Source organism: Streptomyces sp. A0958, from assembly GCF_004795035.1.
Lineage (GTDB): Bacteria > Actinomycetota > Actinomycetes > Streptomycetales > Streptomycetaceae > Streptomyces.
On the sequence record NZ_SSBK01000004.1, the window covers coordinates 1 to 22,512 of the forward strand.

25 protein-coding genes and 2 pseudogenes are annotated in these 22,512 nt (G+C 72.9%); 12 read left to right on the forward strand and 15 right to left on the reverse strand.

Features of this window, described 5'->3' with window-relative positions; genetic code table 11:
• Together E6P78_RS05295 and E6P78_RS05300 are read left to right on the forward strand one after the other, a co-directional pair.
• Nucleotides 1–127, forward strand: a pseudogene (locus E6P78_RS05295) (electron transfer flavoprotein subunit alpha/FixB family protein); the annotation flags it as partial.
• Nucleotides 128–293: 166 nt separating this feature from the next.
• Entirely contained in the window at nt 294–1,592 is a 1,299-nt protein-coding gene (locus E6P78_RS05300) for an aldolase/citrate lyase family protein (RefSeq protein WP_136202326.1), read from the forward strand.
• An 11-nt stretch (nt 1,593–1,603) separates the two neighbouring features.
• On the opposite strand, the gene E6P78_RS05305 is transcribed toward E6P78_RS05300, so the two are convergent.
• Nucleotides 1,604–2,632 (reverse strand): LacI family DNA-binding transcriptional regulator, encoded by a 1,029-nt coding sequence (locus tag E6P78_RS05305; protein WP_136202568.1) that lies wholly within the window; start codon nt 2,630–2,632, stop codon nt 1,604–1,606.
• Nucleotides 2,633–2,809: 177 nt separating this feature from the next.
• On the opposite strand from E6P78_RS05305, the gene E6P78_RS05310 reads away from it, so the two are divergent.
• The 3 genes from E6P78_RS05310 to E6P78_RS05325 all read left to right on the forward strand — a co-directional run bounded on the left by E6P78_RS05310 (nt 2,810) and on the right by E6P78_RS05325 (nt 4,920).
• A complete protein-coding gene (locus E6P78_RS05310; protein ID WP_136202327.1) occupies nt 2,810–3,775 on the forward strand; it encodes an ROK family protein in 966 nt (321 codons plus the stop codon).
• Nucleotides 3,776–3,980: 205 nt separating this feature from the next.
• A complete protein-coding gene (locus E6P78_RS33250) occupies nt 3,981–4,577 on the forward strand; it encodes a hypothetical protein (RefSeq protein ID WP_240799077.1) in 597 nt (198 codons plus the stop codon).
• A gap of 76 nt (nt 4,578–4,653) precedes the next feature.
• Nucleotides 4,654–4,920 (forward strand): hypothetical protein, encoded by a 267-nt coding sequence (locus E6P78_RS05325; RefSeq protein ID WP_136202328.1) that lies wholly within the window; start codon nt 4,654–4,656, stop codon nt 4,918–4,920.
• A gap of 57 nt (nt 4,921–4,977) precedes the next feature.
• On the opposite strand, the gene E6P78_RS32680 is transcribed toward E6P78_RS05325, so the two are convergent.
• A complete protein-coding gene (locus tag E6P78_RS32680; protein WP_018550895.1) occupies nt 4,978–5,154 on the reverse strand; it encodes a hypothetical protein in 177 nt (58 codons plus the stop codon).
• Between the two features lie 206 nt (nt 5,155–5,360).
• Here E6P78_RS32680 and E6P78_RS05330 point away from each other — a divergent pair, with 206 nt between their 5' ends.
• On the forward strand, nt 5,361–6,398 hold the full coding sequence (locus tag E6P78_RS05330) for an NUDIX domain-containing protein (RefSeq protein WP_136202329.1): 1,038 nt from the start codon (nt 5,361–5,363) through the stop codon (nt 6,396–6,398).
• On the opposite strand, the gene E6P78_RS05335 is transcribed toward E6P78_RS05330, so the two are convergent.
• Nucleotides 6,357–7,067 (reverse strand): MBL fold metallo-hydrolase, encoded by a 711-nt coding sequence (locus tag E6P78_RS05335; RefSeq protein ID WP_136202330.1) that lies wholly within the window; start codon nt 7,065–7,067, stop codon nt 6,357–6,359. The genes E6P78_RS05330 and E6P78_RS05335 overlap by 42 nt on opposite strands.
• Nucleotides 7,068–7,166: 99 nt before the next feature.
• Nucleotides 7,167–8,531, reverse strand: coding sequence for a dipeptidase (locus E6P78_RS05340; RefSeq protein ID WP_136202331.1), 1,365 nt, complete (start codon nt 8,529–8,531; stop codon nt 7,167–7,169).
• Nucleotides 8,532–8,715: 184 nt separating this feature from the next.
• Here E6P78_RS05340 and E6P78_RS05345 point away from each other — a divergent pair, with 184 nt between their 5' ends.
• A complete protein-coding gene (locus E6P78_RS05345) occupies nt 8,716–9,930 on the forward strand; it encodes a geranylgeranyl reductase family protein (protein WP_136202332.1) in 1,215 nt (404 codons plus the stop codon).
• A 33-nt stretch (nt 9,931–9,963) separates the two neighbouring features.
• On the opposite strand, the gene E6P78_RS05350 is transcribed toward E6P78_RS05345, so the two are convergent.
• Nucleotides 9,964–10,422, reverse strand: a complete 459-nt coding sequence (locus tag E6P78_RS05350) for a nitroreductase family deazaflavin-dependent oxidoreductase (protein ID WP_136202333.1) — start codon at nt 10,420–10,422, stop codon at nt 9,964–9,966.
• Nucleotides 10,423–10,553: 131 nt separating this feature from the next.
• On the opposite strand from E6P78_RS05350, the gene E6P78_RS05355 reads away from it, so the two are divergent.
• From E6P78_RS05355 to E6P78_RS05365, 3 genes are all read left to right on the forward strand, one after another.
• Nucleotides 10,554–11,276 (forward strand): TetR/AcrR family transcriptional regulator, encoded by a 723-nt coding sequence (locus E6P78_RS05355; protein ID WP_136202334.1) that lies wholly within the window; start codon nt 10,554–10,556, stop codon nt 11,274–11,276.
• Between the two features lie 113 nt (nt 11,277–11,389).
• A complete protein-coding gene (locus tag E6P78_RS05360) occupies nt 11,390–12,682 on the forward strand; it encodes a sensor histidine kinase (protein WP_136202335.1) in 1,293 nt (430 codons plus the stop codon).
• Complete coding sequence (locus E6P78_RS05365; protein WP_136202336.1) at nt 12,679–13,344, forward strand: response regulator transcription factor; 666 nt, start codon at nt 12,679–12,681, stop codon at nt 13,342–13,344. Before E6P78_RS05360 ends, E6P78_RS05365 begins: the two co-directional genes overlap by 4 nt.
• A 41-nt stretch (nt 13,345–13,385) precedes the next feature.
• Here the strand turns inward: E6P78_RS05365 and E6P78_RS05370 are convergent.
• From E6P78_RS05370 to E6P78_RS05380, 3 genes and pseudogenes are all read right to left on the reverse strand, one after another.
• A pseudogene (locus E6P78_RS05370) lies at nt 13,386–13,664 on the reverse strand (hypothetical protein); the annotation flags it as partial.
• Between the two features lie 20 nt (nt 13,665–13,684).
• The gene (locus E6P78_RS05375) at nt 13,685–14,056 is read right to left on the reverse strand and encodes a hypothetical protein (RefSeq protein ID WP_136202337.1); all 372 of its coding nucleotides are present in this window, start codon (nt 14,054–14,056) and stop codon (nt 13,685–13,687) included.
• Between the two features lie 79 nt (nt 14,057–14,135).
• Nucleotides 14,136–15,353, reverse strand: coding sequence for an MFS transporter (locus E6P78_RS05380; RefSeq protein WP_136202338.1), 1,218 nt, complete (start codon nt 15,351–15,353; stop codon nt 14,136–14,138).
• 155 nt (nt 15,354–15,508) lie between these two features.
• Between E6P78_RS05380 and E6P78_RS05385 the strand changes: the two genes are divergently transcribed.
• Entirely contained in the window at nt 15,509–16,723 is a 1,215-nt protein-coding gene (locus E6P78_RS05385; protein WP_136202339.1) for an ROK family protein, read from the forward strand.
• A 3-nt stretch (nt 16,724–16,726) separates the two neighbouring features.
• Here E6P78_RS05385 and E6P78_RS05390 read toward each other — a convergent pair whose 3' ends face one another.
• The 4 genes from E6P78_RS05390 to E6P78_RS05405 form a co-directional block, all read right to left on the reverse strand.
• Nucleotides 16,727–17,308, reverse strand: coding sequence for a DUF4865 family protein (locus E6P78_RS05390; protein WP_136202340.1), 582 nt, complete (start codon nt 17,306–17,308; stop codon nt 16,727–16,729).
• A gap of 10 nt (nt 17,309–17,318) precedes the next feature.
• Nucleotides 17,319–17,927, reverse strand: coding sequence for a TetR/AcrR family transcriptional regulator (locus E6P78_RS05395; protein ID WP_240799078.1), 609 nt, complete (start codon nt 17,925–17,927; stop codon nt 17,319–17,321).
• A gap of 193 nt (nt 17,928–18,120) precedes the next feature.
• Complete coding sequence (locus E6P78_RS05400) at nt 18,121–18,639, reverse strand: ATP-binding protein (protein WP_206307726.1); 519 nt, start codon at nt 18,637–18,639, stop codon at nt 18,121–18,123.
• Between the two features lie 187 nt (nt 18,640–18,826).
• Nucleotides 18,827–19,144: a hypothetical protein gene (locus E6P78_RS05405; RefSeq protein ID WP_136202342.1), complete on the reverse strand. Its 318-nt coding sequence runs from the start codon at nt 19,142–19,144 to the stop codon at nt 18,827–18,829.
• A gap of 227 nt (nt 19,145–19,371) precedes the next feature.
• Between E6P78_RS05405 and E6P78_RS05410 the strand changes: the two genes are divergently transcribed.
• Nucleotides 19,372–20,508 (forward strand): PLP-dependent cysteine synthase family protein, encoded by a 1,137-nt coding sequence (locus tag E6P78_RS05410; protein WP_136202343.1) that lies wholly within the window; start codon nt 19,372–19,374, stop codon nt 20,506–20,508.
• Nucleotides 20,509–20,517: 9 nt separating this feature from the next.
• Here E6P78_RS05410 and E6P78_RS05415 read toward each other — a convergent pair whose 3' ends face one another.
• From E6P78_RS05415 to E6P78_RS05425, 3 genes are all read right to left on the reverse strand, one after another.
• Nucleotides 20,518–21,003: an SRPBCC family protein gene (locus tag E6P78_RS05415; protein WP_136202344.1), complete on the reverse strand. Its 486-nt coding sequence runs from the start codon at nt 21,001–21,003 to the stop codon at nt 20,518–20,520.
• A gap of 103 nt (nt 21,004–21,106) precedes the next feature.
• Nucleotides 21,107–21,559 (reverse strand): SRPBCC family protein, encoded by a 453-nt coding sequence (locus E6P78_RS05420; RefSeq protein WP_136202345.1) that lies wholly within the window; start codon nt 21,557–21,559, stop codon nt 21,107–21,109.
• Nucleotides 21,560–21,612: 53 nt separating this feature from the next.
• Nucleotides 21,613–22,455: a DeoR/GlpR family DNA-binding transcription regulator gene (locus tag E6P78_RS05425; protein ID WP_136202346.1), complete on the reverse strand. Its 843-nt coding sequence runs from the start codon at nt 22,453–22,455 to the stop codon at nt 21,613–21,615.
• Nucleotides 22,456–22,512: the final 57 nt, after the last annotated feature.

Here is a 22,512-nt window from a genome sequence, read left to right on the forward strand (position 1 = left end):
GACGATCGTCGCGGTCAACAAGGACCCGGAGGCCCCGATCTTCGACCTCGTGGACTACGGCGTCGTCGGCGACCTCTTCGACGTCGTCCCGCAGCTGACCGAGGAGATCAACACCCGCAAGGGCTGACATCCGGACAGCACATGAGCAACGGCCCGGGGCCGCACGGTGAACCACCGTGCGGCCCCGCGTCGTTCCCGATCACCGTTGACGCCGGTGCGGCAGCCTTATAACTTCACTATACGGATTGTTGATTCCGGGAAGCGGAAATTATCACAGCGTGGAGGGTGCGGACATGGGTCAGCAGGAGAAGGTGGCGACGAGCCTCGCCGGTGCGGTCAGCGACGGGATCAGCGCCTCCCTCACGGCGGTGGACGCCGAACTCGCCCGCCGCTACCCGGGCGACCCCGGCACCCGCCAGCCCGTGCACACGGTCTACGTACCGGGCGACACCTTCACGGCCGGCACGCTGCGCTCCTGGGGCGACGAGGCGCTGAAGGCGCTCGACGAGCACGCCCCCGACGCGGCCGCCCTCGCCGCGGTCCTCGGCATCCCGGACGAGCTGGCCGGTCCCGTCCACGACCGCGTACGCGCCAAGCTGGAGCGCGAGCCGGTCGAGGACCTGCGGATCGACTTCGAGGACGGCTACGGGCCCCGCTCCGACGCCGAGGAGGACGAGGTGGCGGCCCGCGCGGCCCGGCTCGTCTCGGAGGCGTACGCGAACGGCACGGCGGCCCCGTACATGGGCATCCGGATGAAGTGCATGGAGGCCGCCGTACGGGACCGGGGCATCCGCACCACGGACATCTTCCTCACCGGTCTGATGCGGGCGGGCGGCCTGCCCGAAGGGCTCGTCCTCACCCTCCCCAAGGTGACGTACCCGGAGCAGGTCACCGCCTTCGTCCAGCTGCTCGAAGCCTTCGAGCAGGCACACGGGCTGCCGTCCGGGCGTCTCGGCTTCGAGATCCAGATCGAGACCAGCCAGTCCATCCTCGCCGCCGACGGCACCGCCGCCGTGGCCCGGATGATCGACGCCGCGCAGGGGCGCGCCACCGGCCTGCACTACGGAACGTTCGACTACAGCGCGTGCGTCGGCGTCAGCGCCGCCTACCAGGCGAGCGACCACCCGGCGGCCGACCACGCCAAGGCCGTCATGCAGGTGGCCGCCGCCGGCACCGGCGTACGCGTCTGCGACGGCTCGACCAACGTCCTGCCCGTCGGCCCCGCCCACCAGGTCCACGAGGCGTGGCGGCTGCACTACGGCCTCACCCGGCGCGCCCTGGCCCGCGCCTACTACCAGGGCTGGGACATGCACCCGGGCCACCTGCCGACCCGGTACGCGGCCGTCTACACGTTCTACCGCGAGGGCCTGGAGCCGGCCGCCTCCCGGCTCGCCGCGTACGTGGCCAAGGCGGGCGGCGACGTCATGGACGAGCCCGCCACCGCCAAGGCGCTCAGCGGCTACCTGCTGCGCGGCATCGACTGCGGTGCCCTGGACACCGCCGAGGTGGCCCGTCTGACCGGGCTGACCCGCGCGGACCTCGACGCCTTCGCCTCGCCCCGGCGCGGCACCCTGACGGTCACCGCGCCCTGAGGGGGAGCCGTTCAGGCCGGGGGCAGCTCGCCCGAACCCCGTGCGATCAGCCGGGTCGGGAGTTCCACGCGCGCCGGTGTGTGGTCGGCCCCGTCGAGGCGCCGGAAGAGGTGTTCGGCGGCGGTGCGGCCCACGGCCGCGGCGTCCTGTGAGATGACGGTGATGCCGAGAAGGTCGGCCAGCTCGATGTCGTCGAAGCCGACGAGGGCGACCGGCCGCTCGCGGTCCGCCAGGACGCGGACCGCTGTCACCGTCACCCGGTTGTTGCCCGAGAAGAGGGCCGTCACGGGCTCCGGACCACCGAGCATCGCCTCGGCGGCGGCGCGGACCCGGTCAGGCTCCGTGGAGCCCAGCGACACCCAGGAGTCCTCGACGGTTATCCCGGCGTCCGCCATCGCGGCGTGGTAGCCGCGCAGCCGCTCGGTCGCGGTGTGGATGCGCGGCTGGTCGCCGATGAAGCCGATCCGGCGGTGCCCGTGCGCGATCAGATGGGCGACGCCCTCGCGGGCGCCCCCGAAGCTGTCCGAGAGCACCATGTCCGCCTCGATGCGCCCGGCCGGGCGGTCGACGAAGACCGTCGCGACCCCGGCCTTGATCTCCGGCTCCAGATAGCGGTGGTCGTCGGCGGCCGGAATCACGATCAGCCCGTCGACCCGGCGCGCGCACAGGGCGAGGACCAGCTCCTGTTCGCGCTCCGGGTCCTCGGCGCTCGAACCGTTGATCAGCAGGGCGCCGTGCGCGCGGGCCACCTCCTCCACCGCGCGGCTCAGCGGCCCGTAGAAGGGGTCGGCCAGGTCCTCCAGGACCAGGCCGATGGAGGCGGTGCGGCCCTTGCGCAGCACACGGGCGCTGTCGTTGCGGCGGAAGCCCAGCGCGTCGATGGCCTCCTGGACCCGGCGCTCGGTGTCGGACGTGACACCCGGCTCGCTGTTGACCACGCGCGAGACCGTCTTGAGGCCCACTCCGGCCCGGGCGGCCACGTCCTTCATGGTCGGCCGGTTGCCGTAACGGGGCTCGGGATGACGGGTGGTCTCGGCCACGGTGAGCTGTCCTGTCGTCGGTGCGGGCTGTCCTGGGCCCTCCACGACGGCTGTCGCGGAGGGCCCGGAGGTGTGGCGTCGAGCATAGGCCCTGGACAACGTTGTCAAGGGAATGGAGACTGGGCAGACTGTCTGCCTGAGCCGCAGGTCCCGCCCACACCAACCGGAGCCACACCGATGCATACCGACCTCGTCGCCGCCCTCGATATCGGAGGCACCAAGATCGCCGGCGCGTTGGTGGACCAGGACGGCACGCTCGTCGTCCGCGCGCAGCGTCCGACGCCCGCCCGGGAGAGCGGCGAGCGGGTCATGGAGGCGGTGAGCGGCGTCCTGGCCGAGCTGGCCGCCTCTCCGTGCTGGGATCGGGCGACGGCCGTCGGGATCGGCAGCGCGGGCCCGGTGGACGCGGCCGGCGGGACGGTCAGCCCGGTCAACGTGCGCGGCTGGCGGGGCTTCCCGCTGGTGGACCGGGTCAGCGACGCCACGGGCGGGCTTCCGGTCACGCTGGTCGGCGACGGCGTCGCCATCACCGCCGCGGAGCACTGGCTCGGCGCGGCCCGCGGTCACGACAACGCGCTGTGCATGGTCGTCTCGACCGGGGTCGGCGGCGGGCTCGTGCTCGGCGGCGCCCTCCACCCCGGCCCCAGCGGCAACGCCGGCCACATCGGCCACATCAGCGTGGACCTCGACGGCGACCCGTGTCCGTGCGGGGCGCGCGGCTGCGTCGAACGCATCGCGAGCGGCCCCAACATCGCCCGCCGTGCGCTGGAGGGCGGCTGGCGGCCGGGCCAGGACGGGGACGCGTCCGCGGTGGGCGTCGCGGCGGCGGCACGGGCGGGCGATCCGGTCGCCCTGGCCTCCTTCGAGCGCGCCGCGCAGGCCCTGGCCGCCGGGATCGCCGCGACGGCGACCCTGGTCGAGATCGACATCGCGGTGATCGGCGGCGGCGTGGCCGGTGCCGGTGACCTGCTGTTCGCACCGCTGCGCACCGCCCTGTGCCGGTACGCCACGCTGTCGTTCGTGCAGCAGCTGACGGTGGTGCCCGCCGTCATGGGCAACGACGCGGGGCTGGTGGGCGCGGCGGCGGCCGCCCTCGCCACACGCACGGGCGCCGACGAGGGCGTACCGGCCCGGGCGCACTGAGTACGGGCGCCGGGCCGGCCCCTCACGCTCACGGCCGGTCCTGGCGCCCCGCCCCCGGGCGGGGCGGGTTCTATTGATCCCCGCAACACCCTGGAGTTTCAGGGAGGCGATTTCGCTCGGAGCGCCCCGTCCTCTGCCCTGTTCGCAGGCGACGCCGTCCCCGTCACGGCCGAGGTGGCAGCCGTAGCCGGGCTCGCCCCGGTGGATGGGGGCCGCGCCGGCCGCGCGCACGGCGGTGCAGTTCGCGCAGTACGCCGAGCCGCCGCCACTGCTGCCGCTGCCCGAACCGGAACCCGATCCGGAACCCGATCCGGAACCCGATCCGGAACCCGAACCGGAACCGTCCGAGGTGTCGGCGGGGGCCTCGGGCGCGACGGTGACCTTGACGGTCTTCGTCCTCGTGACGGTCGGCACCGGCTTCGGGCTCGCGGTGACGGTCTCGGTCACCGCCGGTTCGGGCGCGGCGGTTCGCGTCACCGTCGCCGTGACGGTCGGCGCGGGGGAGGACTTCGCCGCGGCCTCGGTGTCCGAACCGGAGTTCTCACCGGCACCGCCGAAGGCCACGCCGATGATGAACACGACGGCGGCGGCCGGAATGACGATCCGCTTCCTCGCCCAGCGGTGCGCGCCACCGGGAGGCGCCGGAGGGCCGAACGGTGTGGGCTGCGGTGGCGGCCCCCAACGCGGCGGCTGCGGCGGCGGATTGTGCGACACGGGCGCCCAAGCGATGTGTGGAGAGACGACCGTAGTCATGCCGCCGGACGGGTGGGAGGCAGATCCTCCGCCAGTGATGGAGTTGTGACCGAAGCGTGAAGCACGTGACCCGCCACGGCCCGTGTGCCGCCGTCGATGTCAGTGGCGGGTGCGATCCTGCATGCATGGACGAGATCATGCGACGGCGGGTGTACGGCGCCGACCACGACGACCCCGATCCGGGCCCCCGGCCCGGGCGGGAGTACCGGGAGCTGGTGGGCGGGCCGCTCGACGGTCTGCTGCTGGACGTGACCGGCTGGACGCCGGTGGCCCTCGCCGATGGCTCCGCCCTGGTCACCGAGATCGGCGCGTACGGCCCGGGCGGCCGCGCCGAGTACGGGCCGCGCGCCGACGAGCCGGACAAGTGGGACTGGCGTGGCGACACGCCCTGAGGCCGTGCCCGCGTCGCCGTTCCCGGACGCACGCCGACGACGCCGTGCGTCCGGGCTTCAGCGGCCCCGGTCCGACGCCTGCTGCGGTACGACCACGAGGAACGCGTCCTGCTCCAGGTCCATCACGACCTCCGCCGCGACCCCTTCACCCCGGCGGGCCGCCGCGAACTCCTCCGCGGGCCAACTGCCCCGCGGACCTCCGGCGGGGAACTGCTCGAGCACGGTGCGACGCATGGTCCACCCCCTGTCGTTCATTTCTGCTGTCCGCTCCAACGACGCGCGGCCCCCGCCGTTACGGTCCGGCGCGCATCCTCCCCCGTACCCCGCAGCAACCCGGGGAGGGCGTTCGGTGGTCGGTTCGTACAACGCATCGCCTCCGCCGTGTTTTCGCGGCAGGGTGTTGCGGGCAAGCCACAGGGGGCTACGGAAGAGGGGGAACCGTGATCGTCTGGATCAACGGTGCGTTCGGCGCGGGCAAGACCAGCGCCGCGCGTGAACTGATCGATCTGATCCCGAACAGCACCTTCTACGACCCGGAAACGACCGGGACGGGGCTGCGGAACCTGCTGCCCCAGAAAAAGCTCGCCGAGGTGACCGACTTCCAGGACCTGCGGATCTGGCGGCGCCTCGTGGTGGACACCGCGGCCGCCCTGCTCGCCGAGCTGGGCGGGGTGCTGGTGGTGCCGATGACGCTGCTGCGACAGGAGTATCGAGACGAGATATTCGGCGGGCTCGCCGCCCGGCGCATATCGGTGCGCCATGTCCTGCTCTCACCTGACGAAACGATCCTGCGTCAGCGCGTCGCCCCCCGGGCGGAATTCCCCGGCGACACGCAGGACGTGGACCCGACCGGCCGCTGGGCCTACGACCGCATCGAACCGTACCGCTCGGCGCTCGCCTGGATCACCGGGGACGCCCACACCATCGACAACAGCGCGCTCACACCCCGCGAGACGGCGGAGCGCATCGCGGAGGCCGTACGCACCGGGGCGGCCCCGGCCTGCGAGATCGTACAGACCCCCGAACCGACCGCGGAGACCGTCGCCGCCGGGGTGCTGCTCTTCGACGAACACGACCGGTTCCTGCTCGTCGACCCCACGTACAAGCCCGGCTGGGAGTTCCCCGGCGGCGTGGTGGAGGCCGGCGAGGCCCCCGCGCAGGCCGGGATCAGGGAGGTGGAGGAGGAGATAGGCATCCGCCTCGAACAGGTCCCCAAGCTCCTCGTCATCGACTGGGAGGCGCCCGATCCCCCCGGATACGGAGGGCTGCGGCTGCTGTTCGACGGCGGTCTGCTGCCGCAGGCGGACGCCGCGCGGCTGCTGCTGCCCGGCTCCGAACTGCGCGGCTGGCGGTTCGTCACCGAGGCGGAGGCGGCCACCCTGTTGCCGCCCACGCGCTACGAACGGCTGTGCTGGGCGCTGCGGGCCCGGGAGCGTTCAGCCGTGCTCAATCTGGAGGCGGGCGTCCCGGTCGGCTGAGGTCCGCATGACCGCGGCGGCGTCCTTCGTGAGGGGACCGCCGTGGCCGAAGCAGACCGTGGCCGCCTCCAGCGCTGCCAGCCGCCGGAACGAGGCCACGGCCTGCTCGCGGTCGATGTTGAAGACGCCCAGCATCACCCGCCCCGCCTCGGCGACGCAGTCACCCGTGAACAGCACCCCGTGCCGAGGCAGATGGACACCGATGGCCCCGGGGGTATGGCCGGGGGAGTGGACCACCCGCGCCCCGCCGCCGAACGGCAGGACCTCACCGTCGGTCAGTTCGGTGTCGACCCGGGTCGGCGGAGCCACGGGAACGGTCAGCCCTTTCTCGTACAGAGGGCGTTCCCAGTCGAGCAGGACCGGCTCACCGATCTCCTCCTCGCCCCGGATCACCGGTGCGTCCAGCCGGTGCGCCAGGATCTCGGCGCCGTGGCGGTCCGCGAGCTCCTGGGCCGCGCCGTAGTGGTCGCGATGGCCGTGCGTGATCACGATTCGGGCGATGCGGGCGGGGTCGTGGCCGAGCCCCCGCACCGCCTCCTCGATGGCGGGCGCCGCGTGCAGGTCGCCCGCGTCGATCAGGGTCAGCTCGGTCCCGTCGCGCCAGAGGTAGGCCTGACCGATCGGGAAACGGAACATGTGCAGCTGGGGAAGCACCTCGATGAGATCCATGCGGCGAACGTACGCGGCGGCGTCCGGCCACCGCATGGATCTACGCTCTCGGCGAGCTTCGCTCAACGCGTAGCCCGGGACACACCGGGGCAGGCGGTCTCAGACGGCCTTGGACGCGGCGTAGTTGCGCAGGAACAGCGCTTCGGTCACGGAGAGCCGCTCCAGCTCCTCGGGCGACACGCTCTCGTTCGCCGCGTGGATCTGCGCCTCGGGCTCGCTCAGCCCGATCAGCAGGATCTCCGCGTCCGGGTACAGATCGGCCAGCGTGTTGCAGAGCGGGATCGAGCCGCCCATGCCGGAGGACTGCATCTCCTGGCCCGGGTAGGCGGCCCGCATGGCGTCCGCCATCGCCGTGTAGGCCGGGCTCGTGAGGTCGGCGCGGAACGGCTGCCCCTGGCCGACCTGCTCGACGGAGACCTTCGCGCCCCACGGGGTGTGCGCCAGCAGGTGCGCGGTCAGCAGCTTGGTCGCCTCGTCCGTGTTCCGGCCCGGCGGCACCCGCAGGCTGATCTGCGCCCGCGCGCTCGCCTGCACGGACGGCGTCGCGCCGACCACGGCCGGGCAGTCGATCCCGATCACGGTGACGGCGGGCCGCGCCCAGATCCGGTCGGCGACCGTGCCCGTGCCGATCAGCCCGACCCCGTCGAGGACCTTGGCGTCCTTGCGGAACTCCTCCTGCGGGTACTGCAGACCGTCCCACCGCGTGTCCGTGGTCAGGCCGTCGACGGTGGTCGAGCCGTCCTCGGCGCGCAGGGAGGCGAGCAGCTGGATCATCGCGGCCAGCGCGTCGGGGGCGGCGCCGCCGAACTGCCCGGAGTGGAGGTTGCCCTCCAGGGTGTCGAGCTGGACCCGCAGCATCGTCATGCCGCGCAGCGTCGAGGTGACGGTCGGCAGCCCCAGCCGGAAGTTGCCGGTGTCGCCGATCACGATGGTGTCGGCGGCGAGCAGTTCGGGGTGCGCCTGCGCGTACCGCTCCAGCCCGCCGGTGCCCTGCTCCTCCGAACCCTCCACGATCACCTTGACCGAGACCGGGACCCCGCCGTCCGCCTTGAGGGCGCGCAGCGCGAGCAGATGCATGATGAAGCCGCCCTTGCAGTCGGCCGTGCCCCGGCCGAACCAGCGGCCGTCACGCTCCGTCAGTTCGAACGGCGGGGAGAGCCAGGCGGACTCGTCCAGCGGCGGCTGCACGTCGTAGTGCGCGTAGAGCAGCACGGTCGGCGCACCGGCCGGGCCGGGCAGGAAACCGTAGACGGACTGGGTGCCGTCGGGGGTGTCGAGCAGGGCCACGTCCTGGAAGCCCTCGGTGCGCAGGGCGCCGGCGACCCACGCGGCGGCCGCCTCGCACTCGCTCTTCGGATACACCGCGGGGTCCGCCACCGACTGGAAGGCCACCAGCTCGGTCAGCTCCGCCTTGGCGCGGGGCATCAGCGAGGCGACGGTCTCGGAAATCGGCTGGCCGGTCATGGGGCACGCTCCTGGTAGGTGCGACGTTATGTGTACGTTTCCGGGTACTTGCCCGCCTGGAGTGTGGCGTTGCGGGTACGTCGGAGACTCGGCCGATCCTCCCACAGCAGGGGTCGGCCGCAACGCGCCGTAGGATGCCGTGAGCAGCTTGGGCCACTGGTCGGATCGGGAGCAGAAGCACATCGTGAGCAGCGAGAACGCAGACGCCGGACATGAGCACGAAGAGTCGTCCGTGTGGGACGTCGTCGTAGTCGGCGCCGGACCGGCGGGAGCCTCCGCGGCATACGCGGCGGCGGTCGCCGGCCGCAAGGTACTGCTCCTGGAGAAGGCGGAACTGCCCCGCTACAAAACGTGCGGCGGCGGCATCATCGGGTATTCGCGCGACGCGCTGCCGCCCGGGTTCGAACTGCCCCTGCAGGACCGGATTCACGCGGTCACCTTCTCGCTCAACGGCAGGCTGGCGCGCACGCGCCGTTCCAGGCGGATGCTCTTCGGGCTCATCAACCGCCCCGAGTTCGACGCGGGGCTGGTCGAGCAGGCGCAGAAGGCCGGTGCGGAGCTGCGCACCGGGGCGACCGTCACCCGTGTCGAGCAGCACGGTGCCGCGGTGCCCGACCGGCGCACGGTCGCGGTGGTGCTGTCCGGCGGCGAGACCGTCCTGGCCCGCGCGGTGGTCGGCGCGGACGGCAGCGCCGGGCGGATAGGAGCACATGTCGGGGTGAAGCTCGACCAGGTCGACCTGGGTCTGGAGGCGGAGATCCCGGTCCCGCCGACGGTCGCCGAGGACTGGGCGGGCCGCGTCCTCATCGACTGGGGCCCCATGCCCGGGAGTTACGGATGGGTCTTCCCCAAGGGTGACACCCTGACGGTCGGCGTGATCTCCGCCCGTGGCGACGGTGCCGGCACCAAGCGGTATCTGGAGGACTTCGTCGCGCGGCTCGGCCTCGCCGGCTTCGAGCCGAAGATCTCCTCCGGCCACCTGACGCGCTGCCGCAGCGACGATTCGCCGCTCTCGCGCGGCCGGGTGCTGGTGTGCGGTGACGCGGCGGGCCTGCTGGAGCCGTGGACCCGCGAGGGCATCTCGTTCGCGCTGCGTTCGGGACGGCTCGCCGGTGAGTGGGCGGTGCGCGTCGCGGAGTCGCACGACGCGGTGGACGCCCGCCGCCAGGCGCTCAACTACGCGTTCGCCATCAAGGCGGGGCTCGGCGTCGAGATGAGCGTGGGGCGGCGCATGCTGAAGCTCTTCGAGCGGCGCCCGGGCCTGCTGCACGCGGTGCTCACGGGCTTCCGCCCGGCGTGGAACGCGTTCGCGGGCATCACCCGCGGCACGACCTCGCTGGCCGAGCTGGTCCGTTCGCACCCGCTGGCCCAGCGGGCGCTGTCGGCGATGGACCGGTAGCAGCCACCGGGGGCTGACGCGTCGGCCGGTGCGTCAGCCCGCCCTGGTGATCCGGAAGACGGGGTGGTCGGGGCAGGCCGCCAGGATCTCGGCGTCCGTGGACTTCACGGTGATGCCCTTGAAGTACTGGTTGACCTCCCAGCCCCAGCGCTCCAGGTAGGTGCGGATGACGATCGCCTTGTGCTCGTCGTCCGCGATCTCCACGGCCGTGAAGGCGCGGGTCCTGCGGCCCGTGCGCAGCTCCCCGCCGCCGGCCGCCCGCATGTTGCGCACCCACTGCGAGTGGCCCCGGGCGGAGACCAGGTACTGCGCGCCCTCGTAGGTGTGCAGGTTGACGGGGATGCGCTGCATCTTCCCGCTCTTGCGGCCCCGCACCGACAGTTCCTGCAGGCCGAGCAGACTGACGCCGTGCCGCGCGAGCCAGCCGACGACGCTGTTCAGACGGACGTTGAGCGGGCTGCCCTGCAGGTAGTACGGCTGCGACTGCGTCATGGTGACGACCCCCACGATTTAAGAGAGCGGTGCTCTCGCTTGAGATCAGTGTGCACGGAAGTGGTGCTCAAAAGCAAGAGCACTGCTCTCGTTATTGGTCGCTGCTCTGTTCACGTGGCAGACTGGACCCCATGAGCGCTATCCGGGGGGCCAGGGAACGGGCCCGTATCGAGGTCACCGCCGCCATCAAGGACGAGGCGAGGAAACAGCTCGCGGAGGAGGGCGCGGCGAAACTGTCGCTGCGCGCCGTCGCCCGCGAGCTGGGCATGGTCTCCTCCGCCCTCTACCGCTACTTCCCCAGCCGCGACGACCTGCTGACGGCCCTGATCGTCGACGCCTACGACGCCATCGGCGAAGCCGCCGAGCGCGCCCACCGCCCCGCTGCCGCCGGCACCACGAAGACGCCCGCGCCCGCCACCGGCCTGGACCGCTGGACCGCCGTCGCCTGCGCCGTACGCGACTGGGCGCTGGCCCACCCCCATGAGTACGCGCTGATCTACGGTTCGCCCGTGCCCGGCTATACGGCCCCGCAGGACACCGTCGCCCCCGCCGCACGCGTCGGCCTCGTGCTCATCGCCATCGTCGAGGAGGCCCACCGGGAAGAGGGCATCGCACTCCCGCCGCTCGCCGACGAGTTGCGCCCCGAGGCCGAACGGCTGGCCGCCGACCTGGCCCCCGGCCTGGCCCCCGCGGTCGCCGCCCCGCTCGTCGCGGCCTGGTCGCAGCTGTTCGGGCTGATCTCCTTCGAGGTCTTCGGCCAGTTCAACCGGGTGGTGGAGGCCCGCGAGGTCTTCTTCCGGCAGGCCGTCACGGAACTCGCCCGCACGGTCGGCCTCCTCGGCAAGCGCGGCTGAGGACGCGGCCCGCAGGCGTACGGCACCCACTTCGCCGTACTCCCCGGGGAGTACGGAGGACCACCACGCCCGGCGGACGCCCGCGCCGCGGTCCGCCGTCTAGCGTGGACGGTATGGAAGAGCAGCGCCCGAGGACAGGCGGCGGCCCCCGGGGCATCAGGCACCAGGACGAGCCGCCGCGCTGGGGCCACCGGGGCGAGCCGCCGCGCTGGGTCACCGGCGGGTACGGGCGGTCCACCGCCGGGCTGCCCTGGCCGTCGACGCTGCTGATCGGCGCCGTGGTCATGATCGGCTCGAACATCGCGGCCCGCGGCCAGCTCCATGACAAGGTCCCGCTCGACCTCGTCGGCCGGCTGCTCCTGCTCGCCGCCGTCGCGGTCCTGCTGCTCCGTCACCGCCATCCCTCCCTCGCGGTCTTCGGCGCCTCGGCCGCCACGACCGCCTATCTCGCCGCCGGTTACCCGTACGGTCCGGTCTTCCTGACCGTGGCCGTCGGCTGCTTCAGCGCCGTGGTCGCCGGACACCGCAGAGCGGCCTGGTCGGCGGTCGGCCTGATCTGGGTGGCGCATCTCCTGGTCGCGCACTGGCTCTACCGGTGGCTCCCGCCCGGCGACGACACCGCGGCCCCCTGGGGGCAGGAGGTGGGCGCCGCGGCCTGGGTGGTGGCCGTCGTCGCGGCCGCCGAGTTCGTCCGCGTACGCCGCGAACAGTGGGCCGCCCAGCGCGCGGAGCGCGAGGCGGCGGAGAAGCGGCGGGCCGACGAGGAGCGCCTGCGCATGGCCCGGGAGCTGCACGACGTCCTCGCGCACAGCATCTCCGTCATCAACGTCCAGGCGGGCGTCGGGCTCGCCCTGCTCGACACCGACCCCGAGCAGGCCCGCACGGCGCTCATCACCATCAAGGCCGCGGGCAAGGAGGCGCTGGGCGAGGTGCGGCAGGTCCTGGACACCCTGCGCGCCCCCGGCGACGCGCCGAGGACCCCGGCCCCCGGGCTCGACCGGCTGCCCGAGCTGGTCGAGCAGGCGGCGATCACCGGCCTCACCGTCACCGTGGAGACCGACGGCGCGCGCGGGACCGTACCGCCCGGGGCCGACCTGGCCGCCTTCCGGATCGTCCAGGAGGCGCTGACCAACGTGGTGCGGCACTCGGGCTCACGTACCGCTCGGGTCCGGATCGGTTACGAGCCCGGCCGCATCCTGCTCCACGTGGACGACGACGGACCGGCCACCGGCACGGACGCCGGGGGCAGCGGCAACGGCCTGTCCGGGATGCGGGAACGGGCCGCCGCGCTGGGCGGCACCGCCGAGGCGGAAATCCGGCCGGACGGGAGTTTCCGGGTACGGGCCGAGCTGCCGCTGCCCGGAGCCGGGTCCGGCCGGGCGGGCCGAGGGAAGGGGACAGTGTGATGCGGGTACTGCTGGCCGACGACCAGCTGCTGGTCCGGGCCGGGTTCCGGGCGCTGCTGGACGCCCAGCCGGACATCGAGGTGGTGGGCGAGGCCGCCGACGGCGTGGAGGCCGTCCGCCTGGTGCGGGAACTGCGGCCGGACGCCGTGCTGATGGACATCCGCATGCCGCACCTCGACGGTCTCGCCGCCACGCGCGCCATCACCGGCGACTTTGCGCTCGACCGGGTGAAGGTGGTCATCCTCACCACCTTCGAGCTGGACGAGTACGTCTTCGAGGCGATCCGCTCCGGCGCCTCCGGCTTCCTGGTCAAGGACGCCGAGCCGGACGAGCTGCTGCGGGCGGTGCGCGCGGTGGCCGCGGGTGACGCACTGCTCTCGCCGAGCGTCACCCGCCGTCTCATCGCCGAGTTCGCGGCCCGGTCCAAGGAGCCCGCCGCCGCGACCGCGCTGGGCCAACTCACCGAACGGGAGCGGGAGGTGATGGCGCTGGTCGGCATCGGCCTGTCCAACGAGGAGATCGCCCGCCGCCTCTTCGTCAGCCCCCTCACCGCGAAGACGCACGTCAGCCGGACCATGGTGAAGCTCGGCGCCCGCGACCGGGCCCAACTGGTCGTCCTGGCCTACGAGTCGGGCCTGGTCCGACCGGGCTGGCTGGGCTGACCGCACTCGCCCGGCCACGCCCACCGCCCTGCCGCAGTCCGTCAGGACCAGGTGATCGAGGAGTGGTCGCGCCACAGCCGGGCCAGGTCCGCGTCACCCGTCACGGTGAGGGCCGTGAGCGGGAGCCGGTTCCAGAGCGTGAGGTAGAGCGTCTCGGCAGGGGCGCTCAGCTCGCAGTCCGCGGGCGTAGCGGGCACCGGGCCCTCCTCGCGCACCGCGGAAGGCGGCTCCGGCGAGAGACGTACGGTCCATACGGTGTCCGTGTCCGTCGCCCGGACCCGCAGGGCGCGTGGTGCCTCGGGGCGCACCCTGCTCTTCGGGCACGGATTGTGCCAGCGGATCACGCGCCATGGGGGTGGGCCGTGCGGGTCCGGCCGGAGCCGCCGCGGACGAGCCGCGCGAACCAGCCCAGCGCGAGCGACTGCACCAGCACGGACACCACCAGCGCCAGATACATGAACCAGGTCGGCCCGAACGACTCCGCCCCCGCCGCCGAGCTGCCGAGAAGGAAGACGAACACGGTCGGCGCGGCGAGGAGGAACAGCCAGATACCCGCGAACGAGGCGTCCTCGTGGGCGACGAAGAGGGTGTCCACGGTGACGAACACCGCCGTCGCGGCGACCGCACCCAGGTAGACGAGGGATGTGGCGTTCCCGAAGGCGAGCCGTGCGAGTGTGCGGAGGTACCGGTGGTTCATGGTGGGCCTGTTCATCGTGTGCTCCCCGTGGACGACTGTCTCTCCATCGTGCGGCCGGGGAGCCGCGCCTGCCTGAGTACCGCTACTCATTCGATCAGGTGTGCGCCGTCTTGCGGGCGCCGTACCCCAGGGCCGCAGCCGCACCGGCCAGCACGGCCACGGTGGTCAGAGCCACCGGCAGCGAGAACCAGTCGGCCAGGAAGCCGATCGCGGGCGGCCCGAGCAGCATGCCGCCGTAACCGAGCGTCGAGGCCGCGGCGACCCCGCCGGGGCCGGCCAGCTCGCCCGCCCTGCCGACCGCCACCGGGAAGATGTTAGCGAGGCCGAGACCGGTGACGGCGAAGCCGAGGAGCGCGAGCCAAACGGTCGGGGCGAGCGAGCCCAGGAGCATGCCGGCGCCCGCCGTGACGCCGCCCGCCACCAGCGTGCGGGTCTGGCCGAGCCGTTCGAGGAGGGTGGTGCCGCTGAGCCGGCCCGCCGTCATGGCGAGCGCGAACAGCGAGTAGCCCGCGGCGGCCACCCCGGGGCGGGCGTGCAGGTCCTGTTCCAGGTGGAGCGCGCCCCAGTCGGCCAGGGCGCCTTCGCCGTACGCGGTGCAGAGCGCGATCACGCCGAACAGGAGCACCACCTTGCGCGCCCGCCCGTTCAGGCGCTGGGCCGGCTTCCCGGCATCGGCCGGTGCCGGTGCCGTCCCGGGCGACCGGTGTTGCAGCAGGACCGGGCCCGCCAGGGCGGTGACGACCAGACCGATTCCGGTCAGGGAGAAGAGGTGCAGGGCGGGTGAGAGACCGCCCGCGACGAGCCCGCCGAGCCCTGCGCCGATCATCCCGCCGAGGCTGAACGCGGCGTGGAAGCCGGGCATCACGGGGCGGCGCAGGGCGGCGACCAGGTCCACCGCCGCGCTGTTCATCGCCACGTTCATCCCGCCGTACGCGGCGCCGAAGACCAGCAGCACCAGACCCAGGGAGAGGGCCGAGTGCGTCTGGGCGGGCAGCGCGATGCTGAGGGACAGCAGGACGCCGCAGACCACGGTCACCGCGTGGCTGCCGTACCGGTGGCAGAGCCGGCCGGTGAGCATCATGGTGATCACGGCACCGGCGGATACGCCGAGGAGTGCGAGGCCGAGGGTGGAGGCCGAGGCGCCGGTCTGGTGCTTGATGGCCGGGATGCGGACCACCCAGCCGGCGAAGAGGAAACCGTCGAGGGCGAAGAACACGGTCAGCGCGGTGCGGAGACGGGCCGACGGGAGTGGAGCGGTGTTGCCGCCCGGTCCCCCCGGTAGTGCCGTCCGCAGTTTGTTTAGTTGCGGCACAAACTCAGCATAGGGGCCCGCCGACGACCGGCGCAAGACACGTGTCCCGCCCGGCCCGAAGCGTGCGGCCGGAAGGCGAGGCAGGGCCACGCACCCGGAGCAAGTCGGCCACCACGGCGTCGGAACCACCTCCGGATCATGGGAGACTCGCCCCCATGAACGGCAAGGTGACCACCACCCGGACGAAGCTGGAGAGGGGCCGCAGCGCGCTCGGGCCCGCCCTGGAACTGGTCCATACCGGACGCGCGCCCACGCGCGCCGTCCTCACCTCCGAGCTGGGCGTCACCCGGGCCACGGCGGGTGCGGTCGCGGCCGAGCTGGAGGCGCTCGGCCTGATCCGGGTCGACTCCAGCCCCGGTTCGGCGGCGGGCTCCCAGGGCCGGCCCTCGCACCGGCTGGCCGTGCGGGAATCCGGCCCGGTGGCCGTCGCCGCCCAGGTGCACGCGGACGGATTCCGCGCCGCGCTCGTCGGGCTCGGCGGCCGGCTCGTCGCGACCGCCCCCGGCTGCGTCACCGTCACCGCGGACCCCGCCCAGGTCATCGGCGAGGTCGTGGACGACTGCGCGCGGCTGCTGCGGGACAGCGGACTGCGGTGCGTCGGGGCCGGTCTCGCGGTGCCGTCCGCCGTCGCCGAACCGGAGGGCACCGCCCTCAATCCGCTCCACATCGCCTGGCCCGCCGGTGCCCCGGTCAGCGAGATCTTCGCCACATGCGTCCGCGAAGCGGGCATCGAGGGACCGGCGTTCACCGGGAACGACGTCAACCTCGCCGCGCTCGCCGAACACCGGCACGGGGCCGGGCGCGAGGCCCAGCACCTGCTGTGCGTCGCCACCGGCCACCGCGGTGTGGGCGGCGCGCTCGTCCTGGACGGCCGCCTGCACACGGGGAGTTCGGGCCTCGCTCTGGAGGTCGGTCACCTCACGGTCAACGCCGAGGGCCGCCCCTGCCACTGCGGCGGCCGCGGTTGCCTGGACGTCGAGACCGATCCGCTCGCCTTCCTCACCGCCGCAGGGCGCACCCCCGGCCCCGAGGAATCCCTGCTCAAGCAGTCCGGCGACCTGCTGCGCAACGAGTACGAGGACGCCACGGTACGCAACGCCGCCGAGGAGCTGATCGACCGGCTCGGCCTCGGTCTCGCCGGTCTCGTCAACATCCTCAACCCGGACCGGATCATCCTCGGCGGGCTGCACCGCGCGCTGCTCGACGCCGACCCGGAGCGGCTGCGGGCCGTGGTGGCCGACCGCAGCCTGTGGGGGCGCAGCGGGAGCGTGCCGATCCTGCCCTGCACCCTCGACCACAACAGCCTGGTCGGGGCGGCGGAGCTGGCCTGGCAGCCGGTCCTGGACGACCCGCTGGGCGCGCTCACCTGAGGTCTACCACTGGCGTCCCGCCCCGAGCCGGTCCCGTTCCGGGCGGCTGATGTGCAGCACCTGGTACCGGTCGCCGGGCGCCTCGGGGGCGGGGTGGTCCCAGAGCGTGAAGTGCAGGAGTTCCCAGTGGCGGGGATCGGCGGCCAGGGCCGTGGCGACCGCGCCGGGGGCCTTCGCGAGCCGGCGGCTCTCCTCCAGGGCGGCTTCGACCGCGTCCGCCGGGGGCACCGAGGCGGGCGCGGGGGCGCGGTGGCGGGTGGCCGAGCGGGGGAGTGCGGTCCGCGCCGGGCCCTCCCCGTACGAGAGGCCCGTCCAGTGCTGCACCTGCGGGCGCCCGAAGTCCTGGACGATGCCCTGGAAGCCGGGGCCCCAGAGGAAGGCGTTCATGCCCTCGGGCCGGGTCCACAGATAGAAGGGGGCGTACTGGTTGACCGGCGAGTCCTCGCCGCGCTCCCGCATCAGATACGCCTTGAGGCCGAGCCCCGGGAAGTCGTCCAGGAGATGGCCCCTGGTCGCCACCCGGTGGCGGATGACGCCCATGTCGTAATCGGCCGGCAGGGTGATCTCGTACTGCATGGCATGCATCGGGGGCTCCTCAGGACGCGGGGTGGTGGGAGACAACGGCATCGGTGTGCCGGGCTGTGCCGGCGGGTGGGGCCAGGAGGGTGAGCAGGCCGCGCACGCCCGCGTCGAAGGCGTCCGCCGAGCCCGCGGCGCGGGCCAGCACATAGCCGCCCTGGACCGTCGCGACGATCGACGCCGCGATGTCGTCGGGTGCGATGCCGGGGGTGAACTCGCCCCGGTCCAGACCCTCCCGGACGATCGTGGCGAGCCGTTCGCGCAGCCAGGTGATCGTCTCGGCCACCGGCGCCCGCAGCGCGTCGCTCGCGACGACCTCCGGGTCCATCGTCAGCCGCCCCACCGGGCAGCCGCGCAGGACATCGCGCTCACGCAGCAGGTAGCCCGAGATCCGCTCGTACGCCGACCCCGGCGCGTCGAGCACCCGGCCCGCCGTCTCCCGCATCTCCTCGGCCGTACGGCGGATGGCGGCGAGCGCCAGGTCGGGCTTGCCGGCGAAGTGGTGGTACATGCTGCCCTGGCCCGCACCCGCGTGCTGCTGGATGGCCTTGGGGCTCGTACCCACATATCCGCGCTCCCACAGGAGCTCCCGAGTGGCTTCGATCAGACGGTCCGGAGTGCTCATGCGAGGAGTGTACATACTAGTAGGTACAGAAAGGGGCGACAGCGGTACTCCCGGCGCGGTACGCGTGGCGCCGCCCGCCGTACGACGCTTCTCAGCCTGTCGCGGCTAGGGGGTGAGGGGCGGTGCCGGGTGACCGGGGGGCGTGACGGACCGGAGCGGGGCGCCCCCGTGGGGATGCCCCGCTCCCGTCGCGTCAGCCCATCGCGGCCGACCGGGCCGTCGAGGGTGGCGCCCCCTCCGGCATCGCGAGCACGCTCAGGTCGAACGGCCCGTCGGTCGTCGCCCCGTACAGCAGATGCGACGGCTGTACGAGCCGGGACGGCGTGGGAAGCGTGAACCAGACGACCTTCCCCGCCCCGTCCCGGGGGCGGACGCCCCAGCTCTCGCTGACCGCGGCGATCAGTGCGAGTCCGCGCCCCGACGTGCTGGAGTCGTCGGCCTCGCGCACGGTCGGCATCCGTGGGTCGTGGTCATGGACGGACACCGTCAGCCGTTCGAGCAGCAACTCGATCTCGACGGTGCAGGATTTGTCCGGCTGTGCGTGCCGGTGGACGTTGGTCAGGAGTTCGGTGACGCCCAGCGCTGTCTGGTCGATCAGAGAATCGAGATGCCAGTAGCGCAGCTGCGCCGAGATGATTCTGCGGACCTGACCGATCCGCGACGGCAGGGCTTGGAGCTCCACCGTGCAGTGCCTGCTTGGCTCGCTGATCACGGCTGCGACTCCCCGAAATAGGTCCGGAAGAAGACGAAGGGACGGATTCGGCAGATGGCTCGCTGCTGAGTCCGGGCCGGCGGTCTGGGTCACAGTGTGACCGCCGGTACACCATGAGTGACGTGACTCCAATGTCGCTCAGGGCCCACCGCTCCGCAACTCGCGGTTTCCCCACCGCGCCGCCGCGTCAGCCCCGGCGGCCCCCCGCGCTGTACAGCGCCTCCAGGAACCGGTGCGCGGGTGCCGTGTCACCGGGCTTGCCGTCGGGCTGCCGCATCGTCAGCCGGTACCGCGTCCCGTTGACCCGCGCCACCGTCGCGTCCGCCCCCGCGAACCACGGTCTGCCCGCGCTCACCGTGCCCACCGGCGCGCTGTCGATCTCCCGCCCGTAACTCGTCAAGAGGGCCACCCGGCCGTCCTTGACGGTCACCTGTCCGGCCCTGGTGACCGAGCGCGCCCATCGGTCGATGCGTACGCCCGTCGCGCTGAACTCCGTTTCGGACATGGCCCCTTCGCCCCCTTCGACATGCCTCTGAGACGAAGTGTGCCCATCCCGCGCCCTGTGCACCAGAGCGGGGCGGTACGTGAACGGCGCATTCCGGCCGAGCGGCACCGCCGGCGCCCGCCCATGACACCAAGGCAGGGCTATGGACCATCAAAGTCAACGTTTGCGCAGGTGGGGGGCTTATCGTGGGCCCCGCCGAGACCGGTCGTACAAGGAGAAGCGCGCAGATGGACACCAGTGAGCACAAGCACGACGACAAAGCCGCGGCGACCGTGGACATCGACCGTTCCGACCCGGCCTACCGCGGCTGGCTCAAGGAGGCCGTCCGCAAGGTCCAGGCCGACGCCAACCGCTCCGCCGACACCCATCTGCTGCGCTTCCCGCTGCCGGAGACCTGGGGCATCGACCTCTACCTCAAGGACGAGTCCACGCACCCCACGGGCAGCCTCAAGCACCGGCTGGCGCGTTCGCTGTTCCTCTACGGGCTCTGCAACGGCTGGATTCGGCCCGGCAAGCCGGTCATCGAGGCGTCGAGCGGGTCCACCGCCGTCTCGGAGGCGTACTTCGCCAAGCTGATCGGGGTGCCGTTCATCGCGGTGATGCCCCGGACCACCAGCCCGGAGAAGTGCCGGCTCATCGAATTCCACGGCGGGCGCTGTCACTTCGTAGAGGACTCGCGTCGGATTTACGAGGAGTCCGCACGGCTCGCCGCGGAGACCGGCGGCCACTACATGGACCAGTTCACCTACGCCGAGCGGGCCACCGACTGGCGGGGCAACAACAACATCGCGGAGTCGATCTACCAGCAGCTGCGGCTCGAACGGTACCCCGAGCCCACCTGGATCGTCGCCACCGCCGGCACCGGCGGCACATCGGCGACCATCGCCCGCTACGTGCACTACATGCAGCACGACACCAGGATCTGTGTGCCGGACCCGGAGAACTCGTGCTTCTTCGACGGCTGGACCAACCACGACCCGCTGGCCGGCAGCGACCGGGGCTCGCGCATCGAGGGCATCGGCCGGCCGCGCATGGAACCCAGCTTCGTGCCCGGCGCCATCGACCGGATGATGAAGGTCCCGGACGCGGCGAGCGTCGCGGCCGTGCGCGCCCTGGAGCGGGCCATCGGGCGCAAGGCGGGCGGCTCGACCGGCACCGGGCTGTGGAGCGCGTTCAAACTGGTCGCCGAGATGGTCGCCCGGGGCGACAGGGGCAGCGTCGTCACGCTGATCTGCGACCCCGGCGACCGCTACCTCGACAAGTACTACTCCGACTCCTGGCTGGCCGCGCAGGGCCTGGACATCGCCCCGTACACCCGGACCATCGACCACTTCCTCGTCACCGGCGCCTGGCCGGAAGCCTGACAGCGGTGGTCAGGCGGGCGCCGCCGTCAGCCGCCGGTCCAGGTTGCGCACCGCGTCCCGGAACGAGCGGCCCACCGGCCCGCGGGCCCGCCGCAGGATGAACCGGAACAGCGGCGAGCCGTCGGCGGCGAAGGTCCACCGCACCCGCGTGCCGCTGCCGGCGGGGGTCAGCCGCCACTCCTCCACCAGCGCTTTCATCCCGGGGGCGGTGGTGGTGGTGGTGTCGACCCGGTACGCGTACCGCTCGCCGGGCTCCGTCGCGAGGACCGTCTCGCGGAACACGACCCCGCCCCGCAGCCGCACCTCACGCCCCGCGCCCGCCCCCACGGGCACGGCGGCCGTCACCGCGGTGAACCAGCCCGGCCAGCCCTCGACGTCGTCGGCCAGCGCCCGGTACACGACGTCCGGGGGAGCGGACACCTCGGCGGCGAAAACCAGCCGCACCGGAGCGGTCTCGGCGAAGCCGAGGTTCTCGGAGCGAAGACGATGTGCCATGGATCGCACCTCCCGTACGGTCGGCGGCAACGGGGCCGCGCACACCATAGCTGGCAGGCCGTCAGATGTCCGTACCCGTACCGGAGGAACACCGGCCGTCGCCTCAGCCGTACCGCCGGCCCGGCCGGTCCAGTACGGAGTCGAGCACCCGGCCGAAGACCCGGCGGCCCGCACCGGCGATCACCGGGTCGGCCCAGCGCGGCAGCAGCCGCACGCTCAGCTCCTCCACCCACACCACATGGGAGCCGGCCCGGTTCGGATACACATCGATCGACGCCCGGCCCAGCACCACCCGGCCGCGCTTCTCCAGCCGGCACAAGCCCGCCCGGCCCCCGGCCGGCGGCGACCAGCGGACCACTTCCATCGGATCGTCGAACGCCAGCGGCCCCACTCCGGTGCGCGCCACGAACACCGTCCCGACCCGGGTCGGCAGCCCCGTCGGCACCATGATCGTCGTCAGCGGCACCTGCGCGGCATGCCGTTCCCAGTCCGTCACCCGGCGCCAGGACTCGGTTGCGGGCAACGGGGTGAAACGCTCGATCCGGAAGACTGCCACACCACGATCCTAGGCCGTGACCGGTCCGTCGCGAGCGGAGCGGAACCAGGGCCTCAGCCCTCGGCGGGCTCCTCGCCCCCGCCCCGGCCCGCGACCAGCAGACCGGGCAGATGCTCCTCGATCTCCTCGCGGGCGCCCGCGGACAGGCCCGCGTCCGTGACGAGCGTGCTCACCTGGTCCAGCGCGGCGAAGGAGCTCAGCCCCACCGTCCCCCACTTCGTGTGGTCGGCGACCACCACCACCCGCCGCGCCGACTGCACGAACCGGCGGTTCGTCTCCGCCTCCGCGAGGTTCGGCGTGGACAGCCCCGCCTCCACCGAGATCCCGTGGACACCGAGGAAGAGCACATCGAAGTGGAGCGAGGCGATCGCCCGGTCCGCGACCGGTCCGACCAGCGAGTCGGACGGCGTACGCACCCCACCGGTGAGCACGACCGTCGCCGCCCCCGGCCGGCCGGCCGGCGCACCCGGCCGCTGCGCCGCATGGAACACATCGGCGACCCGCACCGAATTCGTCACCACCGTCAGGTCCGGCACGTCCAGCAGATGCTGGGCCAGCGCATACGTCGTGGTGCCGCCGGACAGGGCGATCGCACTGCCGGGCACGGCCATCGCGGCCGCCGCCCGCGCGATGTCCTCCTTGGCGGTCAGCTCCAGCGTCGACTTCGCCTCGAAACCGGGCTCGTGCGTGCTCGCCTCGACCACCGGCACGGCACCGCCGTGCACCTTCTCGATCACACCCTGCCGGGCCAGGGCGTCCAGATCCCGGCGCACGGTCATGTCGGAGACGTTCAGCCTCCGCGTCAGCTCGTTGACCCGCACCCCGCCGCGCCGGCGCACCTCGTCGAGGATCAGCGCACGCCGCTGCTCCGCGAGCAGATTCTGATTCTCGCTCAAGCCGGGCCTCGCCCTTCCCTCTGGCCGTACAGGAGTCCGTATCGACGGAGTCATCCT

Bases quoted from the DNA above. Each gene is read 5' to 3' on its own strand.
- E6P78_RS05300 (WP_136202326.1), top strand. From the start codon at position 294: ATGGGTCAGCAGGAGAAGGTGGCGACGAGCCTCGCCGGTGCGGTCAGC.
- E6P78_RS05310 (WP_136202327.1), top strand. From the start codon at position 2,810: ATGCATACCGACCTCGTCGCCGCCCTCGATATCGGAGGCACCAAGATC.
- E6P78_RS33250 (WP_240799077.1), top strand. From the start codon at position 3,981: ATGGGGGCCGCGCCGGCCGCGCGCACGGCGGTGCAGTTCGCGCAGTAC.
- E6P78_RS05325 (WP_136202328.1), top strand. From the start codon at position 4,654: ATGGACGAGATCATGCGACGGCGGGTGTACGGCGCCGACCACGACGAC.
- E6P78_RS32680 (WP_018550895.1), bottom strand. From the start codon at position 5,154: ATGCGTCGCACCGTGCTCGAGCAGTTCCCCGCCGGAGGTCCGCGGGGC.
- E6P78_RS05335 (WP_136202330.1), bottom strand. From the start codon at position 7,067: ATGGATCTCATCGAGGTGCTTCCCCAGCTGCACATGTTCCGTTTCCCG.
- E6P78_RS05340 (WP_136202331.1), bottom strand. From the start codon at position 8,531: ATGACCGGCCAGCCGATTTCCGAGACCGTCGCCTCGCTGATGCCCCGC.
- E6P78_RS05350 (WP_136202333.1), bottom strand. From the start codon at position 10,422: ATGACGCAGTCGCAGCCGTACTACCTGCAGGGCAGCCCGCTCAACGTC.
- E6P78_RS05355 (WP_136202334.1), top strand. From the start codon at position 10,554: ATGAGCGCTATCCGGGGGGCCAGGGAACGGGCCCGTATCGAGGTCACC.
- E6P78_RS05360 (WP_136202335.1), top strand. From the start codon at position 11,390: ATGGAAGAGCAGCGCCCGAGGACAGGCGGCGGCCCCCGGGGCATCAGG.
- E6P78_RS05375 (WP_136202337.1), bottom strand. From the start codon at position 14,056: ATGAACAGGCCCACCATGAACCACCGGTACCTCCGCACACTCGCACGG.
- E6P78_RS05385 (WP_136202339.1), top strand. From the start codon at position 15,509: ATGAACGGCAAGGTGACCACCACCCGGACGAAGCTGGAGAGGGGCCGC.
- E6P78_RS05390 (WP_136202340.1), bottom strand. From the start codon at position 17,308: ATGCATGCCATGCAGTACGAGATCACCCTGCCGGCCGATTACGACATG.
- E6P78_RS05395 (WP_240799078.1), bottom strand. From the start codon at position 17,927: ATGAGCACTCCGGACCGTCTGATCGAAGCCACTCGGGAGCTCCTGTGG.
- E6P78_RS05405 (WP_136202342.1), bottom strand. From the start codon at position 19,144: ATGTCCGAAACGGAGTTCAGCGCGACGGGCGTACGCATCGACCGATGG.
- E6P78_RS05410 (WP_136202343.1), top strand. From the start codon at position 19,372: ATGGACACCAGTGAGCACAAGCACGACGACAAAGCCGCGGCGACCGTG.
- E6P78_RS05415 (WP_136202344.1), bottom strand. From the start codon at position 21,003: ATGGCACATCGTCTTCGCTCCGAGAACCTCGGCTTCGCCGAGACCGCT.